The organism is Klebsiella sp. CD33 (assembly GCF_051992865.1).
Taxonomy (GTDB): domain Bacteria; phylum Pseudomonadota; class Gammaproteobacteria; order Enterobacterales; family Enterobacteriaceae; genus Klebsiella; species Klebsiella pneumoniae.
In genome coordinates, this window is the sequence record NZ_CP197023.1 from 1,165,776 (window position 1) to 1,186,984 (window position 21,209).

Here is a 21,209-nt window from a genome sequence, read left to right on the forward strand (position 1 = left end):
GGCGGCTTCCTCAGGCGTACTTCACGCCGGGCAGGACGCAGAGCATCTCGTACAGCAGGTTGGCCGCCAGCTGGGAGGTATTACCGCTCACGTCGTAGGGGGGCGAGACCTCGACCAGATCGGCGCCAATCAGATTCAGGCCGCGGCAGCCGCGGACGATCTCCAGCGCCTGAATGGAGGTCAGACCGCCAACTTCCGGCGTCCCGGTTCCTGGAGCCCAGATGGGATCGAGGCTATCGATATCAAAGCTGAGATACACCGGCCCGTCGCCCATCTGCTGGCGGACTTCGGCCATCAGCGGCGCCAGCGAGGTATGCCAGCACTGCTCCGCCTGCACCAGGCGAAAGCCCTGGTCAACGCCCCACTGGAAGTCGCCGGCGGCATAGCCCTGGGCGCGCTGGCCAATCTGCACCACCCGTTTGAGGTCGAGCAGTCCCTCCTCTACGGCGCGGCGGAAGGTGGTGCCGTGGGCGATTTTCTCTCCGAACATCTCATCATTGGTGTCGGTATGGGCGTCGACGTGGATGAGGCCCACCGGACCATGTTTTTTGGTCAGCGCCCGCAGGATCGGCAGGGTAATGGTGTGGTCCCCGCCGAGGGTCAGCGGGATCAGCGGATAACTATTCAAACCGGTGTAGTAATCTTCGATAATTTGCACCGATTTGAGCAGGCTGTAGGTATTGATCGGCACATCGCCGATATCAGCCACCGACAGCGAGTCGAACGGCGCGGCGCCGGTCGCCATATTGTACGGACGGATCATCACCGATTCGGCGCGAATATAGCGTGGTCCGTAGCGCGTGCCCGAGCGCTGCGAGGTGCCGATATCCAGCGGAATGCCGACAAATGCCGCGTCAAGTCCCTGTAAATCTTCGATAAACGGCAGGCGCATCATTGTGGCGCGTCCGGCGAAGCGTGGCATCTCATTGCCACCCTGCGGTTGGTGAAAGAGGTTATCCATGTCTGCTCCTGAATCTGACGGATGAAACGTAACAGGAGAGATAGTGCGCAACCCGCGCTGGACTTTACATCGTCTGGCGTAAATACTCAGTTCATTTATTGGTGAACTAAATACGATGCATCACGACGCCAGCCTCAATATTCGCCAGCTGCAGGTTTTCGAGGCGGTGGCCCGCCTGGAGAGCTACAGCCGGGCCCAGCAGGAGCTGGGTATTTCGGTCTCCGCCATCAGCAATGCCATGTCGCAGCTGGAGGGACAGCTCGGCTTCACCCTCTGCCAGCGCGGGCGCGGCGGCTTTTCTCTGACCGAGAAAGGTCAGCAGTTTTTACAGCAGGCGATCCGCGTACTGAGCGAACTCAATGAGCTGGAGCGGCAGTCGGCGCTGCTCAAAGGGGAGCACAGCGGCACCCTGTGCATCTCGACGCTCGACTCCATCGAGACCGAAACGGCGCTCTCGCTGCCGGTGGTTCTGCGCAGCTTCAGCGACAAATTTCCCCATGTGCATATCAAACTGATTATCCGCACCCCGGCGGAGCAACTGAACGGCGTGCTGAACAACCATATCGACCTGGCTATCGGCAGCTACAACTCGCAGGTGCATAACATCATCAGCGAGCCGCTGTACCGTGAACAGCACTGGCTCTACTGCAGCGATCTGCACCCGATGTTCTTCAGCCGCCAGCTCGATAAAGAGCAGATCAGCCAGTGCCCGCTGGTGACCCGCAGCTACTGGAACACCAGCGATCTCCGCCGTCGGGGCTTCAGCAAAGGGAGCGCCACCGTCGAGACCGTCGACGCCCAGCTGCTGCTGATCCTCTCGGGGAAATATATTGGCTATCTGCCGGAGCATTACGCCTGGCCGTGGATCAAAGAGAACCGCCTGCGGGTGCTGCTGCCCAACGAGTTTGGCTTTCAGTCGCCGTTCTCGGCCATCTGTAAGCGCGGGCGCAGCAATGAGCCCTACCTGAAAGCGTTCCGCGACCTGCTGAAGAAAAATACGGTGGCGCGGCCGAAGTGGAATTATTAAGCGGGGCGGGCGCTTCCCTGCGCCGGGGTGGTGATTTTCGCGCTTAGCGCGCTGCCCGGCGGGGGAGTTTTCCCTGTTCAAAAAACGAACGGCAGCCGGTAGCCCGCCCGGGCTGCGGCTGCCAGGCAACTGCCTCCAGGTTATCCACAGGGTTAGGCGCCGCTGGTGTGGACAGGTCGCGGGGCGACAGGGCGCGGCTAGCGGAACAAAGGATGGCGTTTGCGTTAAATAAAACGGTACGAAGGGGAATCTGTGTTTGCCCCGCCTTTGCCCGTGAAATCAGAAAATTTACTTCGCAGGCTAACCGCAGATTGCTTCAAAAAAATTCCCGTATTTGTTATATTGTTGTTCATTGATTATTCACCTCTGCGGTGCCAAAAAGAACAAGATTCACCGCAACCCAGGACACTGCCATGTTAGATTACCGCTTCCCGACAGCTTTGCAGATGGTTCTCAGCGTAGCAATGGCGGAGCAGATGGGTGAACGTTCGACGAGTGCGATTCTGGCCTACGGCCTGGAAGCGAACCCGAGCTTTATCCGTAAACTAATGGTTCCGCTAACTAGTGACGGCATTATCGTCTCCACGCTTGGCCGCAACGGCTCAATTCATCTTGGCCGTCCGGCGGACAAGATCACCCTGCGTGATATCTATCTTTCGGTTATCGAAGATAAAAAACTGTGGGCGTCGCGTCCTGACGTCCCGGCCCGCTGCGTGGTCAGCGCCAACGCCTGCTGGTACTTCAAATCGGTTGCCGATGAAGCAGAGCAGGCTTCGTTAAACGTCCTCGCTCGCCATACCGTGGCCAGCGCGCTGGAGGCGGTCAAAAACGCCGATACCAGCGGCTGCGACCCGGTGCCGGAAATGATCGCCCGCTTTAAAAAAGCGCATTAATCATTTTCTGGTGACGAAAAAAAACCGCCTTCAAATTGTGAAGGCGGTTTTTTTGTTATCTGCTGCAGGCTAGGCGGGCAGATCCTCCTGGACCGGCTTCCTGCGGGTCACCAGTTTCCGTAGCGTCACGTAAAACACCGGCGTCAGGAACAGACCGAAGAGCGTCACGCCCAGCATCCCGGAGAACACCGTGATCCCGGTGACGCCGCGGACTTCCGCCCCCGCGCCGTGGCCGAGGATCAGCGGAATGGTCCCGGCGATAAAGGCGATGGAGGTCATCACGATCGGGCGTAGACGCAGGCGGCATGCCTCCAGCGCCGCTTCCATGATGCCTTTCCCCTGGATCTCCAGCTCGCGGGCAAACTCGACGATCAGAATGGCGTTTTTACAGGCCAGGCCCATCAGGACCACCAGACCCACCTGCACGAAGACGTTGTTATCGCCCCCGGTCAGCCAGACGCCAAACAGCGCGGAGAGCATCGTCATCGGTACGATAAGGATCACCGCCAGCGGCAGTGTCCAGCTTTCATACAGCGCGGCCAGCACGAGGAACGCCAGCAGCACCGCCACCGGGAAGACGATCAGCGCCGTGTTGCCCTGGGTGGCCTGCTGGAAGCTGAGATCCGTCCACTCAATATTCATCCCATTCGGCAGGATCTGCTTCGACAGCTCCTCCAGATGCGTCATCGCCTGCGAAGAAGAGAGGACCCGCGGATCGGCATCGCCAATCAGGTCCGCCGCCGGATAACCGTTGTAGCGGATCACCGGATCCGGCCCGTAGGTGGTACTGATATTCACCATACTGCCGATCGGCACCATTTCGCCCTGATTATTACGGGTGCGCAGATTGGCGATATCTTCCACGCTCTCGCGGTATGGTCCGTCAGCCTGGGCCATCACGCGCCAGGTACGCCCGAACTGGTTAAAGTCATTGACATAAGACGAGCCGAGATAGGTCTGCAGCGTACCGAATAGCTCGGTTAGCGATACCCCCTGCGCTTTCGCCTTATCGCGATCGACCTGCACGTCCAGCTGCGGCACGTTAGCCTGGTAAGTCGAGATCGGGAAGTGCATCCCCGGCGTCTGCATAATCGCCCCGGACATCGCATTCACCGCGCTTTGCAGCGCGCCATAGCCCAGCCCACCGCGATCCTGGATGTACAGGGAGTAGCCGGAACCCTGACCCAGTCCTAAAATCGGCGGCGGCAGGATGGAGAAGCCAAAGCCCTGCTGGATTTGCGCGATTTTGGCGTTGATCTCCGCGTTAATTTCCGCCGCCGTGTGTTTGCGCTGGTCGAACGGTTTCAGGCCAAAAAAGACCGTCCCGGTATTCGGCGTGTTGGTGAACTGCAGCGCGTTAAGCCCCGGGAAAGCGACCGCATAGTCGACCCCTTCGGTATTCATCCCGATCTCGCTCATTTTGCGGATCACCGCGTCGGTGCGCGCCAGCGACGACCCTTCCGGCATCTTCACGCCGCCAATGAGATACAGCTTATCCTGGGTGGGAATAAACCCGCCGGGGACGACTTTAAACATCACCCCAGCGGCGCAGAGCAGCAGCAGGTACACCGCAAACACTGCGCCACGGCGTCCAAGCGTTTTGCCTACCAGTCCCTGATAGCCGTTCGAGCTGCGCAGGAAAAAGCGGTTAAACGGACGGAAAATCCAGCCAAACAGGCGATCGATCAGCCGGGTAGGGAGGTCTTTCTTCGCGCCGTGCGGCTTTAACAGCAGGGCCGCCAGCGCCGGGGAGAGCGTCAGCGAGTTGATGGCCGAGATCACCGTCGAGATGGCGATGGTCACCGCGAACTGTTTGTAGAACTGGCCGGTGACCCCGGAGAGAAACGCCATCGGCACGAACACCGCACACAGCACCAGCGCAATGGCGATAATCGGCCCGGAGACCTCACGCATCGCCTGATGCGCCGCGGCAAGCGGCGCAAGCCCCTCTTCGATATTACGCTCGACGTTCTCCACCACCACGATGGCGTCGTCCACCACGATACCGATAGCCAGTACCAGCCCGAACAGGCTCAGGGTATTCAGCGAGAAGCCCAGCAGATAGAGAATGCTGAAGGTACCCACCACCGATACCGGCACCGCGATCAGCGGGATAATCGACGCGCGCCAGGTCTGCAGGAACAGGATCACTACCAGCACCACCAGCACTACCGCCTCCAGCAGCGTCTGCACCACCGCGCGGATGGAGTCGCGGACGAAAACCGTCGGGTCGTACGGCGCCGCCCATTGCATATCTTCCGGGAAGCGGGTGGCCAGCTCGGCCATTTTGGCGCGTACCGCGTTCGACAGATCGATGGCGTTAGCGCCGGGTGACTGGAAGATACCGATCCCGACCGCATCCTTATTGTTGAGCTGGGAGCGCAGCGCATAGCTACCGGAACCCATCTCGATGCGCGCCACGTCGCGCAGGCGGACCAGCGAGCCGTCCTGCGCCGTTTTCAGAATGATATTGCCAAACTCTTCTTCGGTATGCAGACGGCCCTGGGCGTTAATGGAGATCAGGAAATCGCTCTCCTGCGGCAGCGGTTCGGCGCCAAGCTGTCCGGCAGACACCTGGACGTTTTGCTCCTGCATCGCCGTCACCACATCCGAAGCCGTCAGACCGCGGGCCGCGACCTTATTGGGATCCAGCCAGACGCGCATCGCATATTCACCGGAGCCAAAAATCTGGATCTGGCCGACGCCGGGCAGGCGCGCCAGCTCATCCTTCACTTTCAGCGTGGCGTAGTTGCGCATATACAGCGAGTCGTACTTCCCGTTTGGCGAAAACAGATGCACCACCAGGGTCAGCGTCGGAGACTGCTTCTGGGTGGTGATCCCCAGACGGCGTACATCCTCCGGCAGACGCGCTTCGGCCTGCGCGACGCGGTTCTGCACCTGAACCTGCGCCTGATCCGGGTCGGTACCCGGGCGGAAGGTGACGGTGGTGACCAGCACGCCGTCGGAGCCGGCGACCGATTTCATGTACATCATGTTTTCAACGCCGTTGATCGCTTCCTCCAGCGGCGTCGCCACGGTCTCGGCAATCACTTTCGGGTTGGCGCCGGGATACTCCGCGCGCACCTGGACGCTCGGCGGGACGACATCCGGATATTCGCTCACCGGCAGCAGCGGGATAGCGATTAACCCGGTGATAAAAATTAAAATCGACAGCACCGCGGCGAAAATCGGCCTGTCGATAAAAAAGCGGGAAAAGTCCATGTCTTGGATTCTCTGATTAGGGATCAGTTAAGGGTGGCGCTGGAGGTCATGGCAACGGTTTTGGCGTTAACCGGCATACCCGGCATAAACACTTTTTGTAAGCCGTCGACGATGACGCTATCCCCAGGATTCAACCCTTTCTGAACGATGCGTAAACCGTCTGCCAGCCGCCCTGGGGTAATGTCGCGGCGCTGTGCTTTACCATCTTTATCAACGATATAGACGTATTTACGATCCTGATCGGTCAGTACCGCTTTGTCGTCGATCAGCGTGGCTTTGAACTCTGCGCTGCCCGGCAGACGCACGCGGGCAAACAGCCCCGGCGTGAACAGACGCTGCGAGTTATCCAGCAGCGCACGCATGCGGATGGTGCCGGTACTCGGCGTTAACTGATTATCGAGAAAATCCACTTTGCCCTGGTGGGGGTAACCTTCCTCGCCAACCAGGCCAATCTCCACCGGAAGCGCCTGATTATCGCTGGACGCGCCTTGCCCGCGGCGGGCGAGGTTTTGATAGTGGAGGTAGGTTGACTCGTCGACGTCAAAGTAGACGTACACCGTCTTCTGCGAGACCAGGGTGGTGAGCACGCTGGCGGTGTCGCCCGCGGTGACCAGGTTACCGCTGGTGATCAGCGCCCGGCTGGCGCGGCCGTCAATAGGGGCGGTCACTTTGGTGAAGTCGAGGTTAAGCTGCGCGGCATCCACCGCCGCCTGCGCGGCGCGAATGTCGGCCTGCGCCTGAACCGCGGCTGACCGGCGCTGCTCCCACTCTTCACGGGAGACTAGGTTGGTATGGACTAATTTATCGGTGCGGTTCGCCTCGCTTTGCGCCAGGCTGGCCTGCGTTTTGGCTCTTGCCAACGCCGCCTGCGCCTGCTCCAGCGCGGCGCGATAGGTTCTGTCATCTATCGTGAACAGCACCTGGCCCTTTTTCACCTCCTGGCCGTCAGTGTAATTCACTTTATCAATGTATCCCGAGACGCGAGGGCGAAGCTGAACGCTCTCCACCGCTTCAATGCGACCGTTAAAACTATCCCACTGACTGATCGACTTCACCAGCACCTTAGCGGCGCTGACCGTCGGGGCGGGAGGCGCAGCATTCTGCGCGACGCTGTCGTCGCAGCCGACGAGCAGAAAGGAGAGCATCATCGCGCCGAGCGCGGTCAGGTGAATGTTTTCCCAGGTTTTTTGCAGGCTCATTATTTTTATTCCGGTAAATGTAGCCGCCGGGCAAGACGCAGCGTGAGAAGCCGCGCCACTTCCTTTGTCCGGGCTGGCTTAAGGCCATTTGTGTCGATCATCGCCACAAAACTGTAACAATTTCGAATACACTATCGCGGAGATTGTAGGAAGGCGCTTAACTAAGTGCAAGAATAATTGTTGCACTTTATGTGCGGTCCAGGGGGAGATAAAAAACCGCGATCCAGGCGTGGATTTAAATGTAACAATAAAACTTGCATTTTGTGTAAAAATAGGCCACCTTTAAATGCAACTGACAAAGATGCTTTTAACCGGCCGCGAGGGGGTAACATGATGAACACTGGCGCCATCATTCAGGATCTGATCGACTGGATCGACAACCATCTTGATAGCCGTCTGGATATTGACACCGTTGCCCGACGAGCCGGCTATTCGAAGTGGCACCTGCAGCGGATCTTCAAAGAACATACCGGGCAGCCCCTCGGAGAATATATTCGGGCGCAAAAGCTGCAAAAGTCGATCGAACGCTTGGCCCACAGCAACGAGCCGATCCTGAACGTGGCGATTGCCCTCGGCTTTGACTCCCAGCAGTCCTTCAACCGCAGCTTCAAGCGCCAGTACGGCCAGGCGCCCGGCGTCTGGCGCCGGAGTATCAGCCGCTCTGTTGCGCAGACATCTCGTCAGCGATCCGCATGACCGGGGAGGGTCAGTCCTGACCCGGCCCATGATCGAATTTGCTGCCTTTGCCGATGGCATAGAACTGCCCGCCTGCGACATAGTGAACGGTCCGTAGCTCGTCCGGCGCATCATCAAAAATCCAGTGTCCGTTGCGGAATACCCGGTCATCGCTCCAGGCGGCGACGATATCGCCCATAAACAGATTGTGTTGCTGCTGAATGTCCGGGTAGGGCATCACTTTGCACACCAGCCAGCCCGCACAGCCTGCCACAAGAGGAAGATCAAATTCCGGCTGATAAAAGAAGGGGATGGTGTCATTTTTATCCGGCGCGTCGGCATAGCTGCGCCCGCCAGCGTAGAGGACGGTTGCCATCTGGCTGACTACGGGGATCTGCACCACGAAATAGCCGCTCTTTTCCACCAGCTGACGAGTGAAAGCCTGGGTGCCAATATAGGCCACCACTTTTCGCTCGCCTGCCAGCCCAACCCAGGCGGCTGACATGACATTTTCGACGCCATCATATTTTGCGGAAATCATGGTGGTGGACCCGACCTGCAATAAACGATAGGCCTTACTTAATTCGACAGGCTGAACGGACATGGTTTTTCCTTTATGCGTGTTATTTAACGTTATGATTCTCTGGATATTTATTGAGGGCATGGCCATTTTGGGCCCCTCACGCGATACCCATAGCGCAACGATACGCCAGGCTATTAAGCGCAAAAAGGTGCGTAAATTGTTTTCATTATTCATAATTAACGAATAATCATGCCGTCTGTCGGTAAGTTGCTTGCTTCAGGAGAGAAAGAAGGTGGATCGTATCCAGGCTATGCAGATGTTTATGCGCGTCGCGGAGGCAGGGAGCTTCGTGCGCGCCGCGGAAACCCTTTCCCTGCCTGCCTCCACTGTCACCAGTACCATTAAAAACCTTGAGCAATACCTGAAGGTGCGGCTGCTGAACCGGACCACAAGGCGCGTGAGTCTCACTCCGGAAGGGCTGCAATATCTGGCGCAGTGCCGGGAAATTCTCGCCCTCATCGAACATAGCGAATCCAGCCTGAGCGAGTCTGTCGCGCGGCCTCAGGGGCGCCTGCGGGTTGATATGCCCGCGGGCATCGCGCATTTCATCGTCATGCCGCATCTGCCGGACTTTTACCGGCGCTATCCCGATATCTACCTGATGATCGGCGTCAGCGATCGCCAGGTCGATCTCATTCAGGAAGGCGTCGACTGCGTGATACGAACGGGAGAGCTGAACAACTCCAGCCTGGTGGCCCGCCCTCTGGGCCGCTTTCGCTGGGTCACCTGCGCGTCACCGGACTATCTTCGGGAATATGGTGTGCCGCCGTCACCGGAGGCGCTCTCTCAGCACCGGGCTGTGCATTATTTCTCCGGTCAGGCGAGGCGGGCCGATGAGTTCCGCTTCGTTCGCCATGGCGAGACCTTTTCTGTACCCGTCAGCGGCAACGCCGCGGTGAATGAAACGGGGCTCTATATAAAAATGTGCCTGGCAGGATTTGGGCTGGCGCAGCTGGCGGAGAATATCGTTGCTGACCACCTGCAGGAGGGGAGACTGGTGGAAGTGCTGACGGACTGGCAGCCGCCCCCGGTACCCGTCACATTGCTCTATCCGCACCAGCGCTTTCTCTCTCCCGCCGTGCGGGCATTTGCTGAGTGGATGAGCGAGGTGGTTTGAGGGGAGTATTGCTTGCATTTAGCGCTTCGCGATGGAGGGTAGGGTTCCAGCAGAAATATCTGGTCTGCTGATGAATCACTCGATATTCTGTAATGCTTTGTCTTTTTTGTGAACAGGAAAAAGTATGCTTAATACGCTACCCGATTTACACAGAAGTTTTGCAGAGCAACTGAAGCTTAAATTACAGTCTGATTCGCGGATCCACTCCCTTCTCGCCGGCGGCTCGTTTATCCATGGCGGGTTTGATCAATACTCCGATCTGGATTTCGTGGTGGTGATCGACCCTCTCTATTATGACGAAATCATGGCTCAGCGTATGGCGTTCGCCGGAACGCTCGGCCATCTGCTACATGCTTTCACCGGGGAACACGTCGGTGAGCCTCGCCTGCTGATCTGCCTGTTTGGCCCGGAACTTCTGCATGTCGATCTGAAATTTATCACCCTGGACATGCTCACTCAGCGCGTTGAGGAGCCTGCCGTGCTATTTACCCGTGATAACGATGCTCTCAAGCGACAGCTGGCAAAATTTAGCGCGCACTGGCCGAACATGACGCCGGAGTGGTTTGAGTCCCGGGCCTGGATCTGGCTGCATTATGCCGTGGTTAAACTGGGCAGGGGGGAACTCTTCGAAGCGCTGGGGATGCTGTCTTTCTTCCGGGAACAAGTGCTGGGACCGATGCTGTTTCGTCGCGCCAATCTACCGCAACGCGGCGTTCGTCGAATAGAAGCCCTCGGCATTGATCCCGATGGCCTGCTGACTTCCACTCTGGCAACACACGATCGTCACTCCGTCGGGATTGCCATTCGAAGGGCTGCTGACGCTTATGTCAACCTGCGGGCTGATGCGCTGCCTGACAATATCGCAGACGATGCGGCGCGTCGGGCGGTCCTTGCCATGCTGGACGCGTATTCTCACAAGGGGTAAATCTATCCCTCCGGCCGCGGACGCGGCCGGAGGGTGAAAGGTGTCGTTGGTGGTCTAATTCTGAGAGGGATGGGTTGCCGGGTAATTGGTAACGCGAAAACAACAGATCTTTTCGTTGGGTCTATCAATGGGCCTAAAAGGTGCGGATTTAATGAGTTCTCTTTGGACTGCGCGGGATAAATTGAGGGCACAAAAAAGCCCGCAGGGCTTGTACCGTGCGGGCTTTCAGGAATTCATCGGATGACTCTGGTAATCACCGATGGAGAATTTTGGTGGGCTGGCGGAGTCTGAATTGGTTGTGTAATTGTTTGAAATTATTTAGATAAATTCTGATTCAACTTTCCGTTGGTGCCTATACAGGTGCCTAAAAGTTTTTTCACCCTTTTGGAGTGAGATAAAGAGTCGACAATCAAGCTGTAATCTCTGAAGCGTTCTAAGGGGGGAGATGGTCTGAAGTGCACGTACTGGATTATCGTACGAATCACAGTTCATATGGTTGTCTTTCCCATTAATTCTGGGTTGCTTTAGAAGTTCGGGCTTGCCTGCTAAATTCTTATGGAATCAGCATTTCATCCTAGGTAATATTGATGGCACACAAAAAAAAGGGATAACACGATGCCGTCAATTGAATGCAGTAATGAAGAATGTGGGATTGAATTTGATGTTGTTCTCGCTCAGTTAGACAAAGAAAGCAATGGATCATCAGGAAATCACACAACTTCTTACACTTATACTGGTGAGGTCAAATGTCCGGAATGCGAATGCAGCCAAGATGTCGAGTACATTACGGACGAGTTAGATGATACTGGTGAAATACTTACAATTGAAAGGGTTTGAGTACTGTTTTACAAGTTGATCCTGCCGCGTATCAGTTGATAATGACTCGATAAAAGCGCCAGTCATTGTGCTGGCGCTTATGCCATTTAGCGAACACAGCCTGATCCGGGAACCCATAGCTCTCGTACAGGCGTCAGTGGGCCTTCACCGAGGGGCCGCAGCGCGAAGTAAGTAATCGTGATCACTAACTTCGGCAATCAGAGCAGCGAATTCGATTGTGTGATCTCTTCCCTTTGTTCTGTATTGGCCTCATGTTGAGGGGCTGCTCGCTGTTGGTGTCGGCTTCTGCGATCAGGGGTAACGTCATTATTTCCCTCCGCTGAATCTCCCGCCTGTGATGTCAGTAACGGTTTTATATCCCTTGCGGGTCATCAGCCCGGTAGCCTTCCGGGCGCGGAGCATATCAATGTTGCCGATAAACGGAGACTGCTCTTTCACGCTGAAGCCGTGACGGTCAGTACGTACAAGGTCGTACTTTTCCACGATAAAATTCACCGCGTCACACAGTGAGATGCCCGCATCAATGTGCTTTTGGATCACTTCGTCGTTGCCAAACGGTGTGTCATTCAGCATCAGACCGTAGTGTTGTTCCAGCAGATACTTCAGTAATTTTTGCCAGATTTCTACTGACGACAGACGTGACGATGCCGCCCTTTGAGGGGACCGGGATTGTATTTGCATAGTTTGAGCTCTTTGTTGGTTTGACTAAGGAAAAGCGTCCGGGGTTTATGCGGTTGTTGCAGATGTCGGATAAATTACGATATACAAATAGCCGCAGGAACCGAGTGTATCAGCCTCACATATCAGCCCTTTTGCGTGGAGCGTGATGCAGCGCTGAATGTGGGGCGTGAGTTCGCTGCTGCTCAGCATGATCTCCATCTGCTTCATCAGTACCGGAAATGCCTGGTCCAGATGGCGTAAATCTGCGTCATTAAATGTCCCGGCAATGCTGACGCGGTCAGCAAGGTAATGCAGGTGGTTACCCTCCTGTAGCAGCCGGGCACCAAAACATGGCGTGACGTTGCGTCTGAGGCCCCACCAGGGTTCCGCGATGTTATGGCTGATTACACGGGTTGTTTTCTGCATGTCAGTACTCCTTAACGGTGAGTTAATTCAGGGTGACGCTGCGCAGGATCACATACGGACCGTTACGGTCCTGTCGGCGCTCAGCAAACACGGCCAGTACACCCCGGATATCCTGCACTTCCCTGCCGTGGTAATGACAGATACTGCCGTACCACTTATATTTCCCGGCACAGAAGCGAAACAGCCGGGACTCAGAATACTGGCGGTATATCGCCATTGCCTGACGTTTACTGATGATTTTCATTGTTATTCTCTCCCTAAAGCCAGCCACGCTCGGCAAACGAGACGATGTCCATGCCTCCCACGACCAGGTGGTCCAGCAGACAGATATCCACGAGTTTAAGTGCCTGTTTCAAGTGGTCAGTGATAAGTCGGTCAGCATGACCGGGTTCCGCATAACCTGACGGATGATTGTGTGAAAGCACAATGGCAGCCGCGTTGTATTTCAGTGCTGCCTTTATCACTTCACGGGGATGTACCTGCGTATGGTTGATGGTGCCGGTGAAGAGCGTTTCATGGGCAATAAGACGATGCTGGTTATCGAGGAAGAGTGCCATGAATACTTCACGCTCCAGCGCGGCGAGCTGCAGACGAAGCCAGTCGCGGACCGCCTGGCTGGAGGTGAATGCCGCGCCGGGCTCGCGTAACTGGCGTTCCAGTAAGGTCAGTGCACGTCTGATGGTGCGCTGTGCAGTGGGAGATATTTCCCCGCTGCCGGGAGGACAAGTGGTGGTATTCATTTGCTTTTCCTGTCTGTTGACGCGTCGGGAGGGGATGTGTTGTACAACTTCACGGCAACGACGAACTCGTCGTGCTGGGATTCGAACCATGCCCATATATGGAAGAGAGGGGTACCCGTCGGGAATTGCAGGAAGGGTTCGTCGGTCACAACCTCTCCGTCCTCATCCCTGACCGTTGTTTTCCCCAGCGCATCCCACAGGGCATTCAGGTGAGACAGTTCATATGGCATGGCGGGTCGCTCAGTCGATAATGCGCATGATGGCGCTGCATTCTGCGTGGTTCAGCGCATAGTCACGCAGACGCCAGTAATGTTCCGTCATGGCGTCGCATTCTGTGCGGCATGCGTGATGACTGTAAGCGACAAGGCAGACTGCAATCCCTGCTGCTTCGGCGCTCATGTCTGCGGAGTTGCCATTCATGGCGTTGAACAGCGACCAGAAGGCATCGTTGTCCGTTTCCGGAACCATGAAGGCCCCGCCGTTGCTGATAGTATAAAAATTCCAGATACCACCGCTGTAGTCAGCGCAGAACCGATCCATCCACGCAAAGACCTGCGGTTCAAGGGTTATCCACTGCGGGATGTTGGCAAAGTGCTGCGGCCAGAATTCCACACGCTGTTCGTCCGGTACGGGCGTGGCTGCCAGAGCTGGTGCAGGACTGGCATCTATAGCCTGCAGAGGTCGCTGATGCTTATCGTTAATATTAATAATATCGGTCATGTTAATTTTCCTTATGCATGGAGATGTCGAATGGAAGTGTCGAATCGGGGTTTAAGTTCGGTGGCGGGGCGCGTGTGATTACCTGCCCAACAGGTCCATCATGTTCTCGGCCATCACCCAGAGCGCACGGTTTAACTTAACGTCGCCATCAATTCCGTTTACTGCGCGGGTGTGGGTACGTTTACCCTGCGCGGTACGGCCGCTTAGCCCGCCTTTCAGCAGGTTTTCCTGAATGCGCTGGTAAGTGGTCCACAGGTCATCGCTCTCGTCCTGCCAGCGGCGGGGTGCAAGAATTTGCGATTCCGTCACTGGCTGGTACTCTGCTCCAAAACGATATGTCAGCGCCGCTTTAGCCAGTGAATGCTGTGCTGGTGGCGGTAGTTGCACGGACTGCATGGCGTCACGTTTCTCTTCCACCCGGTCAAAGATGCTGAGAACCTCATAGGCTCCCTCAATCACCTTCCCGACAACATCCCCCCGGTGTGGCACACGAATCTCACCAAACGACTGTCCGCAGACGAGCGAATTGGTGCAGACGCTTCTAAATATCCCTGGCAGTAACTGAAAACTTGATGCGCCATCGTGCGAATTCAGAATAATGATTTCCGGCACCTGCTGACCGTTTATCTGACCGGCACGACGCAGGCGCAGCATATGCTTTGTATGTTCCCGTCGGCTCTGGTCGCGCACACGTGACTGACAGGCAAAGAACGGCTGGAACCCTTCGCGTTTAAGGTTCTCCAGCAAGGTAATGGTGGGTATGTAGGTGTACTTTTCGCTTCTGGAGTAGTGCTTGTCTTCCCCGAAGACGCTGGGGGCATGCTGCATCAGTTCTTCGCGGGTTAAGGGGCGGTCACGGCGAATCTGGTTCACCCGACCAAAACGGCTGGCTAATCGCATAGTTGATTCCTCATCTGATTACTCTGACGGCATAAAAGCAAAAGCCCCTGCTCCGTAAGGAGGCAGGGGCTGGATGTGTTGTTCTCAATGAACGGATAGGGCAGGCGGGACTACTGCGTATCCAGAATCTTAAGTATCTGCGCCATCAGGGCGGTGATAAGTGCAGTGACCAGCAACGTGACCGCTTCCCGGGCTGTATCAATGCTGCTGTCATCGTAGCCTGCCTGACGCAGGCGAATTTCAATATACTGCCGGGCCTGATGTCCGCCGCACCAGGTCAGCACCTGGCTCATGGCCGTCACCAGCATTTTCAGAAAGGTCATAGGGTTTGCTCCGGGCTGCCTAGCGGCAGCCCTCTGGTGGAGTGAAGATTTATTTGAGGAAGCTAATACAGGAAAGTGGCTCAGTGGTAGGTGTAACGCCATCCCCCCTTATCCGTGGTGACGACGACTTCAGAAGCCACGCAGTTATTATAAAAATTCACTCTGACGGACTGCCCGTAGCGCAGGGCAGCAGGCAGAATGGTTTCCTTATTTTTTGAAGACAGGTACTTCTGGTTATCGATACGACAGTTACCGCGGTTCACATCTATGTTTTCAACGTTGATACTGTCATCCAGGGAGGTGACCACAACAGTGACGTAGCGTGTTCCGGCAGGATGGACCTGGTTACTGGTCTCCACTTTGATGGGGGGCGTTGGCTCTGCCAGCGTATAGGCTGAGAATACAAGTAGTGCGGGTACCAGCATGTATTTAAATTTCATAATATGTTCCTTTTAAAAATAACGTAATCAACAGGCGTCAAATTCAGATGCGGGCTAGAGTGCATCTTTACCCACACAGCCGTGGGTCCCGAATACCGGTAAAACCTTGGCCGCCCCGGCCAGCGTGAATGTGGCAGGCTTAACACCGTCTCCTGTCACTGAGACCTGCTTGCCATTACGTAACTGGGCCCAGGCCTGCGCGAGGTTATTACCGCCCACACGACTTTCAGATTCGCTGATATCGATGGGGGCTCCGCCGTCAATGCTGACCTGAAGGCTTTTATCTTCATCCATACTGACCTGATGCCCGCTGGCGTCAGTAAATATGACCGTGGCCGGTTGCGAGCCGTAATCCTCACAGGTCAGAGACAGTTGCGACTGACCTTCCCCGTTGATAACAAACTCTGATACTCCCTGCCCCCATCCACGGGTCCAGGTATCCTGGTTGCCAGATGCCTGCGCCATAACCGGCAGCAGACTGCCTGCCAGTACCAGGGCGCTGAGCGATACATTTTTCAAGATGAACTCCTTCTGTTAGGTAAATTGGTGGGCTGACGAATGAACATGCGGTTCATTCCCGGATAAGCCCACTGATGTACTGAAAATGCGGCAGGGCCTGAATAAATCGCGGGTCTTCAAAAATCCGCCGGATATGGCTGCTTCTGGTGAAGCCCCCGATGGTCATGACCACATCGGAGATGGCTGAAAGGGTAAATACCTGAATCCGCTCGCCAGTCACTGCAGTCAGGTACCACTCGCCTTCCAGGCAGATAAGCCGGTAAGGAGCAACGGCGGACTGATGGTGTCCGTGGTGCAGAAAATGAATGCGGCGACTGCTGATGATGGCCTGGATAATGACCTGAAAACCGCCAAACAACGCCGGAGCCTGAAGGGGTGGCGCATTCCAGATAATGCAGGGGGAATCCTGACCGCTGTCGAGCAGGACAGACAACAACTTGGGGTCTAGTGCCGGAAAGTAATGTGCCACGCTGGTTATCCGGGCAAAGCGGATAATGTCACTGTTAGTGCGAAAGGGGCCCCGTGCATCCCGCAGGCGAAAACTCCCCCCGGAATATTCCGTGTCGATATAGCGCAGTCGTTCACGCAGGTCGCGCTGAACGGTGCGCTCAGAGACGCCAAACTCCTGAGCAAGTTGACTGACACTGAGCGTTTCCCCCATAAAGAGGCGGCTGACCAGTATGGCGAGACGGCTTGCCAGGCGGTCATAACGTTGTTCCTGTTCAGACATGAGGGATGCTTCCTGCGCAAATAGCAGCCCCGTCGGGGCTGGAGGTTAAAGTAAAACGTTGTTAGCGGGAAAGGTGCTGCTGTCTCAGCCAGGACACAATGATGCAGGCGGGTATCGTGACCCGATAAGCCGGACCGGCGAGGTCGGAAATCATCCACGCTGAGCTCAGTGCGATGGCAAGAGGACCCGCCAGTACGGAAAGTGCGCGCGAAGTAACCACAACTGTCCCCCAGGTGGCAATACCACCCAGAGAGGCAATGACACTGGCAGACAACATCGTTGCCAGCTCCAGCGCAGCCAGCGAGGAAGTCCGTATGGCAGCCTGAACGGCGATAAGAATGAGTTGCGGCGTGGGGTTTGTCAGATCCAGATGCATATTGCGGGAAAAAGCAGCCAGCTCTTCCGGTGTCATCTGATCCAGGCTCTTTTCCAGTACCTTCATCAACAGAGCAAGCTCAATGGTTTCGGTAGTACTTTTCTGGTTGTAATTCACATCAAGCTTGTCACAGACATCAACGAGAATTTCCCGATAGGTCACGCCTTGCCCCAGCCGGACCAGACTCGCCAGGGTATTCGCGCCGTAACGCTGAAGCTCAGCGGCTATCAGTTGCCAGTAGCGGCGATGGTCTGGTGCCAGCAGACGAAACTCCGGGGTTCCGGTAAGACTCTCTGTCCAGCGAGTGTCGCCATCGCGTGGGTCAGTGGTCAGGATGGAAACCAGTAATTGCAGTTCTTCATTGCTGCACTGGCCCAGCAGATTCAAATCAGTATCATTACGGTAGACAGCCATTATCCGTCCTCAGTCAGTGTGATGTGAGGTCACACTGTAAAAGGGACTGTTGCACGGATGTGTCATCGAAAATGGTTAATATATGCTCTAAAGAAATGTATACGGACAGGGCGTGTCTGGAAATATAGGGGAGGGTCCAAACAGCCATAATGATTTTTATCGTATATGAATATTATCAATATAATGATAATGATTTGTGAGTTTGGCTGTTTCCCTGTTTTGTACTGGTTCATGGTAATTATATATTTATAAAATATTAATGAACTTTCATTTGTTTTTTTGCTGTGTGTTGTTTCATGATATTTTGTAATCTATGCCCCCCACTTTGATGGCTAACGCCAATTTTAATTTCAGTACTATCGTTTATTTGTGGAGGAGTAATTTAAATATAAAAGAGAGATTTTGCTGAGTAAGGCTTCAGGCAGATGTCCGTTTGGAACGGAATAGGAAAGGTGGTAAATCGCATGATGATACCACCTTTCGAATATGTTAAATCTGATCTCTTTGCGTTAACAATAGGCCGGTTTTGTCCATTTCTCAGTTAAAAGAAAGCCGGATTTGGCTGACTATAGCTGTCCCCAACAAGGTCCCAGATACTAGTACGCAACTTAGCATTAGAAGTGATGAGGTATGATTAATACCCCACGTTTGTCCAGCGGCGGCACTGTGAAAAATGTGTTGTAAAATAAAAAGCAGGCTTCTTGATTATGCAAGTCAAGACGAAAATGATGGGACATATACTGGTCCAGAGTGCTTTGGTAATATGCATGATTCAAAGTCGCTTTTTGCCTGGCCCGTTCCATTACGTCTTCGTGCAACCCGGAAAATATCTCAAGTAAACTATCAGCATCTCCATTTAACATGGCATGAAAAGCAGCGACAGCAAATAACTCATTTGCAGGGCCAGCAAACAGCCAGTGGCTACTTTCAATATGATTAATAGATTCCCTTAAATCCCAGAGTTCCAAGCGTGATGATTCCTCCTTTAAAAGTTTTAGTAAAGGTGGGTAAGCATAAATATCTGTACCAAACAGCCTGCGTGATACACTAGGGTCAGCAAATGTAATATTTTTAACTGGGTTTAAAGCCTCCTGAACTTCAACCTGGCTGTATTGCTCTGTGAGCGATTTCAATAGTGTAGATTTAACAGGCAAGAATGAACCTGCTGCTTTTATGCCGCAGAATGTTCTTCTGGTGATACAAACAGGTATTGAGTCCTTCATCATTCTATTAATCAATGATGGAGCGATAATGATGTTGTATGTAGTATTGGCACCGCCTTTGGAATTGGGGTAAATATGGCATAATTCCAGCTCCAGCCAGGGGATTGGACGTTTTACTGCTCTACCGGATGAGTCACAAACCCTATATCCGTTTAGCGTGTTATACGCCTTCTGGTGGCTTGCCTTACGCTCGTATAACCTGATGAGTTCCGCAATATCCGCCGGACCGGTGATACTTCCCAGCCCGAGGGGGTTATTCTTCAGCATAGACTCCACGTTGATCCAGTAAGAATGCTTTACCAGACTGACGATGGCATCGTCATCTACGAGCCTTCTGTCTTTATTACGATGCTCAATACAGCAATACCGTTGATTACGAGTACCAGACAGACTAATACCACAGGATGGGTACTGACACGTCAGCCCACACCTTTGGGCTCTTTTAGCTGCATTAGATAGCTTACCCTGATAATGTTTTGGGCATAGGCGCAGTTTCCGCTCATCAGGTAATTCACCAATTGAGAGCGTACAGTTATTTCTTTTACAAATAGCCATAATAAGACTCTTATCACAGTCAATCATGTTGCATGATAAATAAAGAGTTACTCACTAATCATGATTATGATTTATAGTATTTTTAATACATCGTTAGTAATTAAGGTGCGTATATCTCAAATGAGGCTGAAATACACTAGCTGTTTAATGATAAATTTATTATTAGTACTCTTGTTTATCACGTGCTATTGATAAGTGGACAGCAGATAACGCTGCATTTATGGTCGTTCGGCAATAGTAGTTGATGATGCCAGATGACGTTTCAGCAACCACTCATCCAATTCAGACTCAAGCCAGCCGACAGATTGCATGCCCAGGCGACGTTGTTTAGGGAATGTGGCGTCATATCGTGGTGACTTGGGGTTAATCCAGTCGTAGATGGTAGAACGGGCTACACCTATCTTGTTGACAACGCTAGACATACGAAGGATTTTTATGTGTTGAGTGTTCATACCGATTTGTTCCTTGTTGGCCCTGTATGGATGGGGCTAACTTTACCGAGAGGGCAAAATGGGATCCAGATATGTACCAAAAGTAAAAAAAAACTGTGGAATATGACGTTTTAAGAGAGGTTGGCATGACAGACGATAGTGTTCTGGATGGCATTTTTGATTCAGTAAAGAAGGAAGCTGAGCGTTTTATGTCTTGCTTCAGCGGTAGTCATGATGATGTCAGTAGTTACAATGAACTCCGTGACCGGTGCGAGAGTAAAGCAAAAGAAAAAATCAATAAATTCAAGGAGGAAGGCGGCCATATCATGGATGATAATTTTGAATGCTTGCTTTACGATGCTAATTTTTCTGCACAATGGAATGGAAAGTTTGGAACGTATCTTGGCATTGCATTCTTCTTTTACCACTGGGGGCAGTATTGTTATTCCTCTGGGTACCGGCGTGAAGGATTGCTATTTATGGCAAGAGCAGCTGGTTGTGGTGGAGTCTGGCAGGGGGCTGGGCTATACGCTGACCGTGTAGAGACTGCTGAATTGGCGTTAAAGAAAAAGCAAGATCATGGAAAGAAGGGAGGGGAGGCTACCGCCACGGCTTTAGCACCCGCACGGGATGAGTTGAAACGGTTACTTAAAGTAAACTGCCCGGCAGAAGGATGGAAAACTAAAGCCGCAGCCATTGGCGCTGTTGTAGGTCAGCTTGAGGTTTTTGTTAACAACAACAAAATAAATTTGAAAACCGATAATCTTTATAATGCAATATTAACATGGTGTAAGAGATATGATGATTTACGAGATGTATTGGAGAGTTGTTTACAAAAGAACATGAAAAATAACCGCGTGGATTGATTTTACCCATATGGACATATGGGCGTTGGCATTGTGGTGAAGGAGTACAATTCAAACAGCCGAAACGAGCCTGTCAGTAATTCTGTGTAACTGCCCACTCGTTAAAGGTGATCGCTCAGGCGGTCACCGAACTCGACTCATTGCCAGCAGCCAGTTCTGGATCGTCAAACACCATTTTTTCGACGCATCATTGATTGCCAGATAGAGAACCTTCTGCACTGAGTCATCTGTCGGGAACGCTTTGCGTTTCTTGATGGCAGCCCGGATCAAGCTGTTCAGCGATTCGATAGCGTTTGTTGTGTAGATGGCCTTGCTGATATCCTCCAACACGTCACGCAAACGCTTGGGCAGTTGCTCGAACTTACAACGGCCCAGTGATCATTTTGTTCGCAACTTGCTAGGTGATAAAAACTACTTGGTCCGATCACCTTGGTACATTACTGTCAT

The 21,209-nt window shown here is 53.8% G+C and carries 24 protein-coding genes and 1 pseudogene; 7 read left to right on the forward strand and 18 right to left on the reverse strand.

The genetic code is table 11. From position 1 onward, the window contains the following. Positions 1 to 10: 10 nt before the first annotated feature. Positions 11 to 961 (reverse strand): agmatinase, encoded by a 951-nt coding sequence (speB, locus tag ACR809_RS05820; RefSeq protein WP_004145693.1) that lies wholly within the window; start codon positions 959 to 961, stop codon positions 11 to 13. Positions 962 to 1,076: 115 nt separating this feature from the next. Here speB and ACR809_RS05825 point away from each other — a divergent pair, with 115 nt between their 5' ends. Continuing rightward, positions 1,077 to 1,988, forward strand: a complete 912-nt coding sequence (locus ACR809_RS05825; protein ID WP_002914199.1) for a LysR family transcriptional regulator — start codon at positions 1,077 to 1,079, stop codon at positions 1,986 to 1,988. 413 nt (positions 1,989 to 2,401) lie between these two features. After that, positions 2,402 to 2,881 (forward strand): RrF2 family transcriptional regulator, encoded by a 480-nt coding sequence (locus tag ACR809_RS05830; protein ID WP_122051099.1) that lies wholly within the window; start codon positions 2,402 to 2,404, stop codon positions 2,879 to 2,881. A gap of 69 nt (positions 2,882 to 2,950) precedes the next feature. Here ACR809_RS05830 and ACR809_RS05835 read toward each other — a convergent pair whose 3' ends face one another. Both ACR809_RS05835 and oqxA read right to left on the reverse strand, forming a co-directional pair. Further along, entirely contained in the window at positions 2,951 to 6,103 is a 3,153-nt protein-coding gene (locus tag ACR809_RS05835) for a multidrug efflux RND transporter permease subunit OqxB25 (RefSeq protein ID WP_016947602.1), read from the reverse strand. A gap of 23 nt (positions 6,104 to 6,126) precedes the next feature. Beyond that, entirely contained in the window at positions 6,127 to 7,302 is a 1,176-nt protein-coding gene (gene oqxA, locus ACR809_RS05840; RefSeq protein WP_016831575.1) for a multidrug efflux RND transporter periplasmic adaptor subunit OqxA, read from the reverse strand. 333 nt (positions 7,303 to 7,635) lie between these two features. Here oqxA and ACR809_RS05845 point away from each other — a divergent pair, with 333 nt between their 5' ends. Further along, positions 7,636 to 7,998: a helix-turn-helix domain-containing protein gene (locus ACR809_RS05845; RefSeq protein WP_024264608.1), complete on the forward strand. Its 363-nt coding sequence runs from the start codon at positions 7,636 to 7,638 to the stop codon at positions 7,996 to 7,998. A gap of 10 nt (positions 7,999 to 8,008) precedes the next feature. Here ACR809_RS05845 and ACR809_RS05850 read toward each other — a convergent pair whose 3' ends face one another. After that, positions 8,009 to 8,581, reverse strand: a complete 573-nt coding sequence (locus ACR809_RS05850; protein WP_108452483.1) for a flavin reductase family protein — start codon at positions 8,579 to 8,581, stop codon at positions 8,009 to 8,011. A 211-nt stretch (positions 8,582 to 8,792) separates the two neighbouring features. Here ACR809_RS05850 and ACR809_RS05855 point away from each other — a divergent pair, with 211 nt between their 5' ends. The 3 genes from ACR809_RS05855 to ACR809_RS05865 all read left to right on the forward strand — a co-directional run bounded on the left by ACR809_RS05855 (position 8,793) and on the right by ACR809_RS05865 (position 11,439). Continuing rightward, on the forward strand, positions 8,793 to 9,677 hold the full coding sequence (locus ACR809_RS05855; RefSeq protein WP_102098026.1) for a LysR family transcriptional regulator: 885 nt from the start codon (positions 8,793 to 8,795) through the stop codon (positions 9,675 to 9,677). Between the two features lie 124 nt (positions 9,678 to 9,801). Continuing rightward, the gene (locus ACR809_RS05860; protein ID WP_004180956.1) at positions 9,802 to 10,602 is read left to right on the forward strand and encodes a hypothetical protein; all 801 of its coding nucleotides are present in this window, start codon (positions 9,802 to 9,804) and stop codon (positions 10,600 to 10,602) included. 615 nt (positions 10,603 to 11,217) lie between these two features. Beyond that, positions 11,218 to 11,439: a hypothetical protein gene (locus ACR809_RS05865; RefSeq protein WP_133306285.1), complete on the forward strand. Its 222-nt coding sequence runs from the start codon at positions 11,218 to 11,220 to the stop codon at positions 11,437 to 11,439. Between the two features lie 306 nt (positions 11,440 to 11,745). Here the strand turns inward: ACR809_RS05865 and ACR809_RS05870 are convergent, their stop codons facing one another. The 13 genes from ACR809_RS05870 to ACR809_RS05930 all read right to left on the reverse strand — a co-directional run bounded on the left by ACR809_RS05870 (position 11,746) and on the right by ACR809_RS05930 (position 19,917). After that, on the reverse strand, positions 11,746 to 12,120 hold the full coding sequence (locus ACR809_RS05870; protein ID WP_060436555.1) for a TA system toxin CbtA family protein: 375 nt from the start codon (positions 12,118 to 12,120) through the stop codon (positions 11,746 to 11,748). Positions 12,121 to 12,165: 45 nt separating this feature from the next. Beyond that, positions 12,166 to 12,525: a type IV toxin-antitoxin system YeeU family antitoxin gene (locus ACR809_RS05875; RefSeq protein WP_122051100.1), complete on the reverse strand. Its 360-nt coding sequence runs from the start codon at positions 12,523 to 12,525 to the stop codon at positions 12,166 to 12,168. A 22-nt stretch (positions 12,526 to 12,547) separates the two neighbouring features. Then, the gene (locus ACR809_RS05880) at positions 12,548 to 12,769 is read right to left on the reverse strand and encodes a DUF987 family protein (RefSeq protein ID WP_060436560.1); all 222 of its coding nucleotides are present in this window, start codon (positions 12,767 to 12,769) and stop codon (positions 12,548 to 12,550) included. A gap of 13 nt (positions 12,770 to 12,782) precedes the next feature. Next, the gene (gene radC, locus ACR809_RS05885; RefSeq protein ID WP_122051101.1) at positions 12,783 to 13,265 is read right to left on the reverse strand and encodes a RadC family protein; all 483 of its coding nucleotides are present in this window, start codon (positions 13,263 to 13,265) and stop codon (positions 12,783 to 12,785) included. A 240-nt stretch (positions 13,266 to 13,505) separates the two neighbouring features. Beyond that, complete coding sequence (locus ACR809_RS05890; protein WP_122051102.1) at positions 13,506 to 13,985, reverse strand: antirestriction protein; 480 nt, start codon at positions 13,983 to 13,985, stop codon at positions 13,506 to 13,508. 78 nt (positions 13,986 to 14,063) lie between these two features. Then, positions 14,064 to 14,885 carry a DUF932 domain-containing protein gene (locus ACR809_RS05895; protein WP_060436566.1) on the reverse strand — a complete coding sequence of 274 codons (822 nt, stop codon included), beginning with the start codon at positions 14,883 to 14,885 and terminating at the stop codon, positions 14,064 to 14,066. 110 nt (positions 14,886 to 14,995) lie between these two features. Then, positions 14,996 to 15,208 carry a hypothetical protein gene (locus ACR809_RS05900; protein WP_060436568.1) on the reverse strand — a complete coding sequence of 71 codons (213 nt, stop codon included), beginning with the start codon at positions 15,206 to 15,208 and terminating at the stop codon, positions 14,996 to 14,998. Between the two features lie 80 nt (positions 15,209 to 15,288). After that, positions 15,289 to 15,648 (reverse strand): hypothetical protein, encoded by a 360-nt coding sequence (locus ACR809_RS05905; protein ID WP_060436569.1) that lies wholly within the window; start codon positions 15,646 to 15,648, stop codon positions 15,289 to 15,291. 54 nt (positions 15,649 to 15,702) lie between these two features. Next, positions 15,703 to 16,113, reverse strand: a complete 411-nt coding sequence (locus ACR809_RS05910; protein ID WP_060436705.1) for a hypothetical protein — start codon at positions 16,111 to 16,113, stop codon at positions 15,703 to 15,705. Positions 16,114 to 16,219: 106 nt separating this feature from the next. Beyond that, positions 16,220 to 16,897 carry a helix-turn-helix transcriptional regulator gene (locus ACR809_RS05915; RefSeq protein WP_122051103.1) on the reverse strand — a complete coding sequence of 226 codons (678 nt, stop codon included), beginning with the start codon at positions 16,895 to 16,897 and terminating at the stop codon, positions 16,220 to 16,222. A 61-nt stretch (positions 16,898 to 16,958) separates the two neighbouring features. After that, positions 16,959 to 17,687 carry a DUF3944 domain-containing protein gene (locus tag ACR809_RS05920; RefSeq protein ID WP_060436572.1) on the reverse strand — a complete coding sequence of 243 codons (729 nt, stop codon included), beginning with the start codon at positions 17,685 to 17,687 and terminating at the stop codon, positions 16,959 to 16,961. 614 nt (positions 17,688 to 18,301) lie between these two features. Further along, positions 18,302 to 19,177: a hypothetical protein gene (locus ACR809_RS05925; RefSeq protein WP_162992523.1), complete on the reverse strand. Its 876-nt coding sequence runs from the start codon at positions 19,175 to 19,177 to the stop codon at positions 18,302 to 18,304. A 506-nt stretch (positions 19,178 to 19,683) separates the two neighbouring features. Then, positions 19,684 to 19,917, reverse strand: a complete 234-nt coding sequence (locus tag ACR809_RS05930; protein ID WP_049010718.1) for a helix-turn-helix transcriptional regulator — start codon at positions 19,915 to 19,917, stop codon at positions 19,684 to 19,686. Between the two features lie 125 nt (positions 19,918 to 20,042). Between ACR809_RS05930 and ACR809_RS05935 the strand changes: the two genes are divergently transcribed. Next, positions 20,043 to 20,762, forward strand: coding sequence for a hypothetical protein (locus ACR809_RS05935; RefSeq protein ID WP_122051104.1), 720 nt, complete (start codon positions 20,043 to 20,045; stop codon positions 20,760 to 20,762). Positions 20,763 to 20,863: 101 nt separating this feature from the next. Here ACR809_RS05935 and ACR809_RS05940 read toward each other — a convergent pair. Beyond that, positions 20,864 to 21,083: pseudogene (locus ACR809_RS05940) on the reverse strand (transposase); the annotation flags it as partial. Between the last annotated feature and the right edge of the window lie 126 nt (positions 21,084 to 21,209).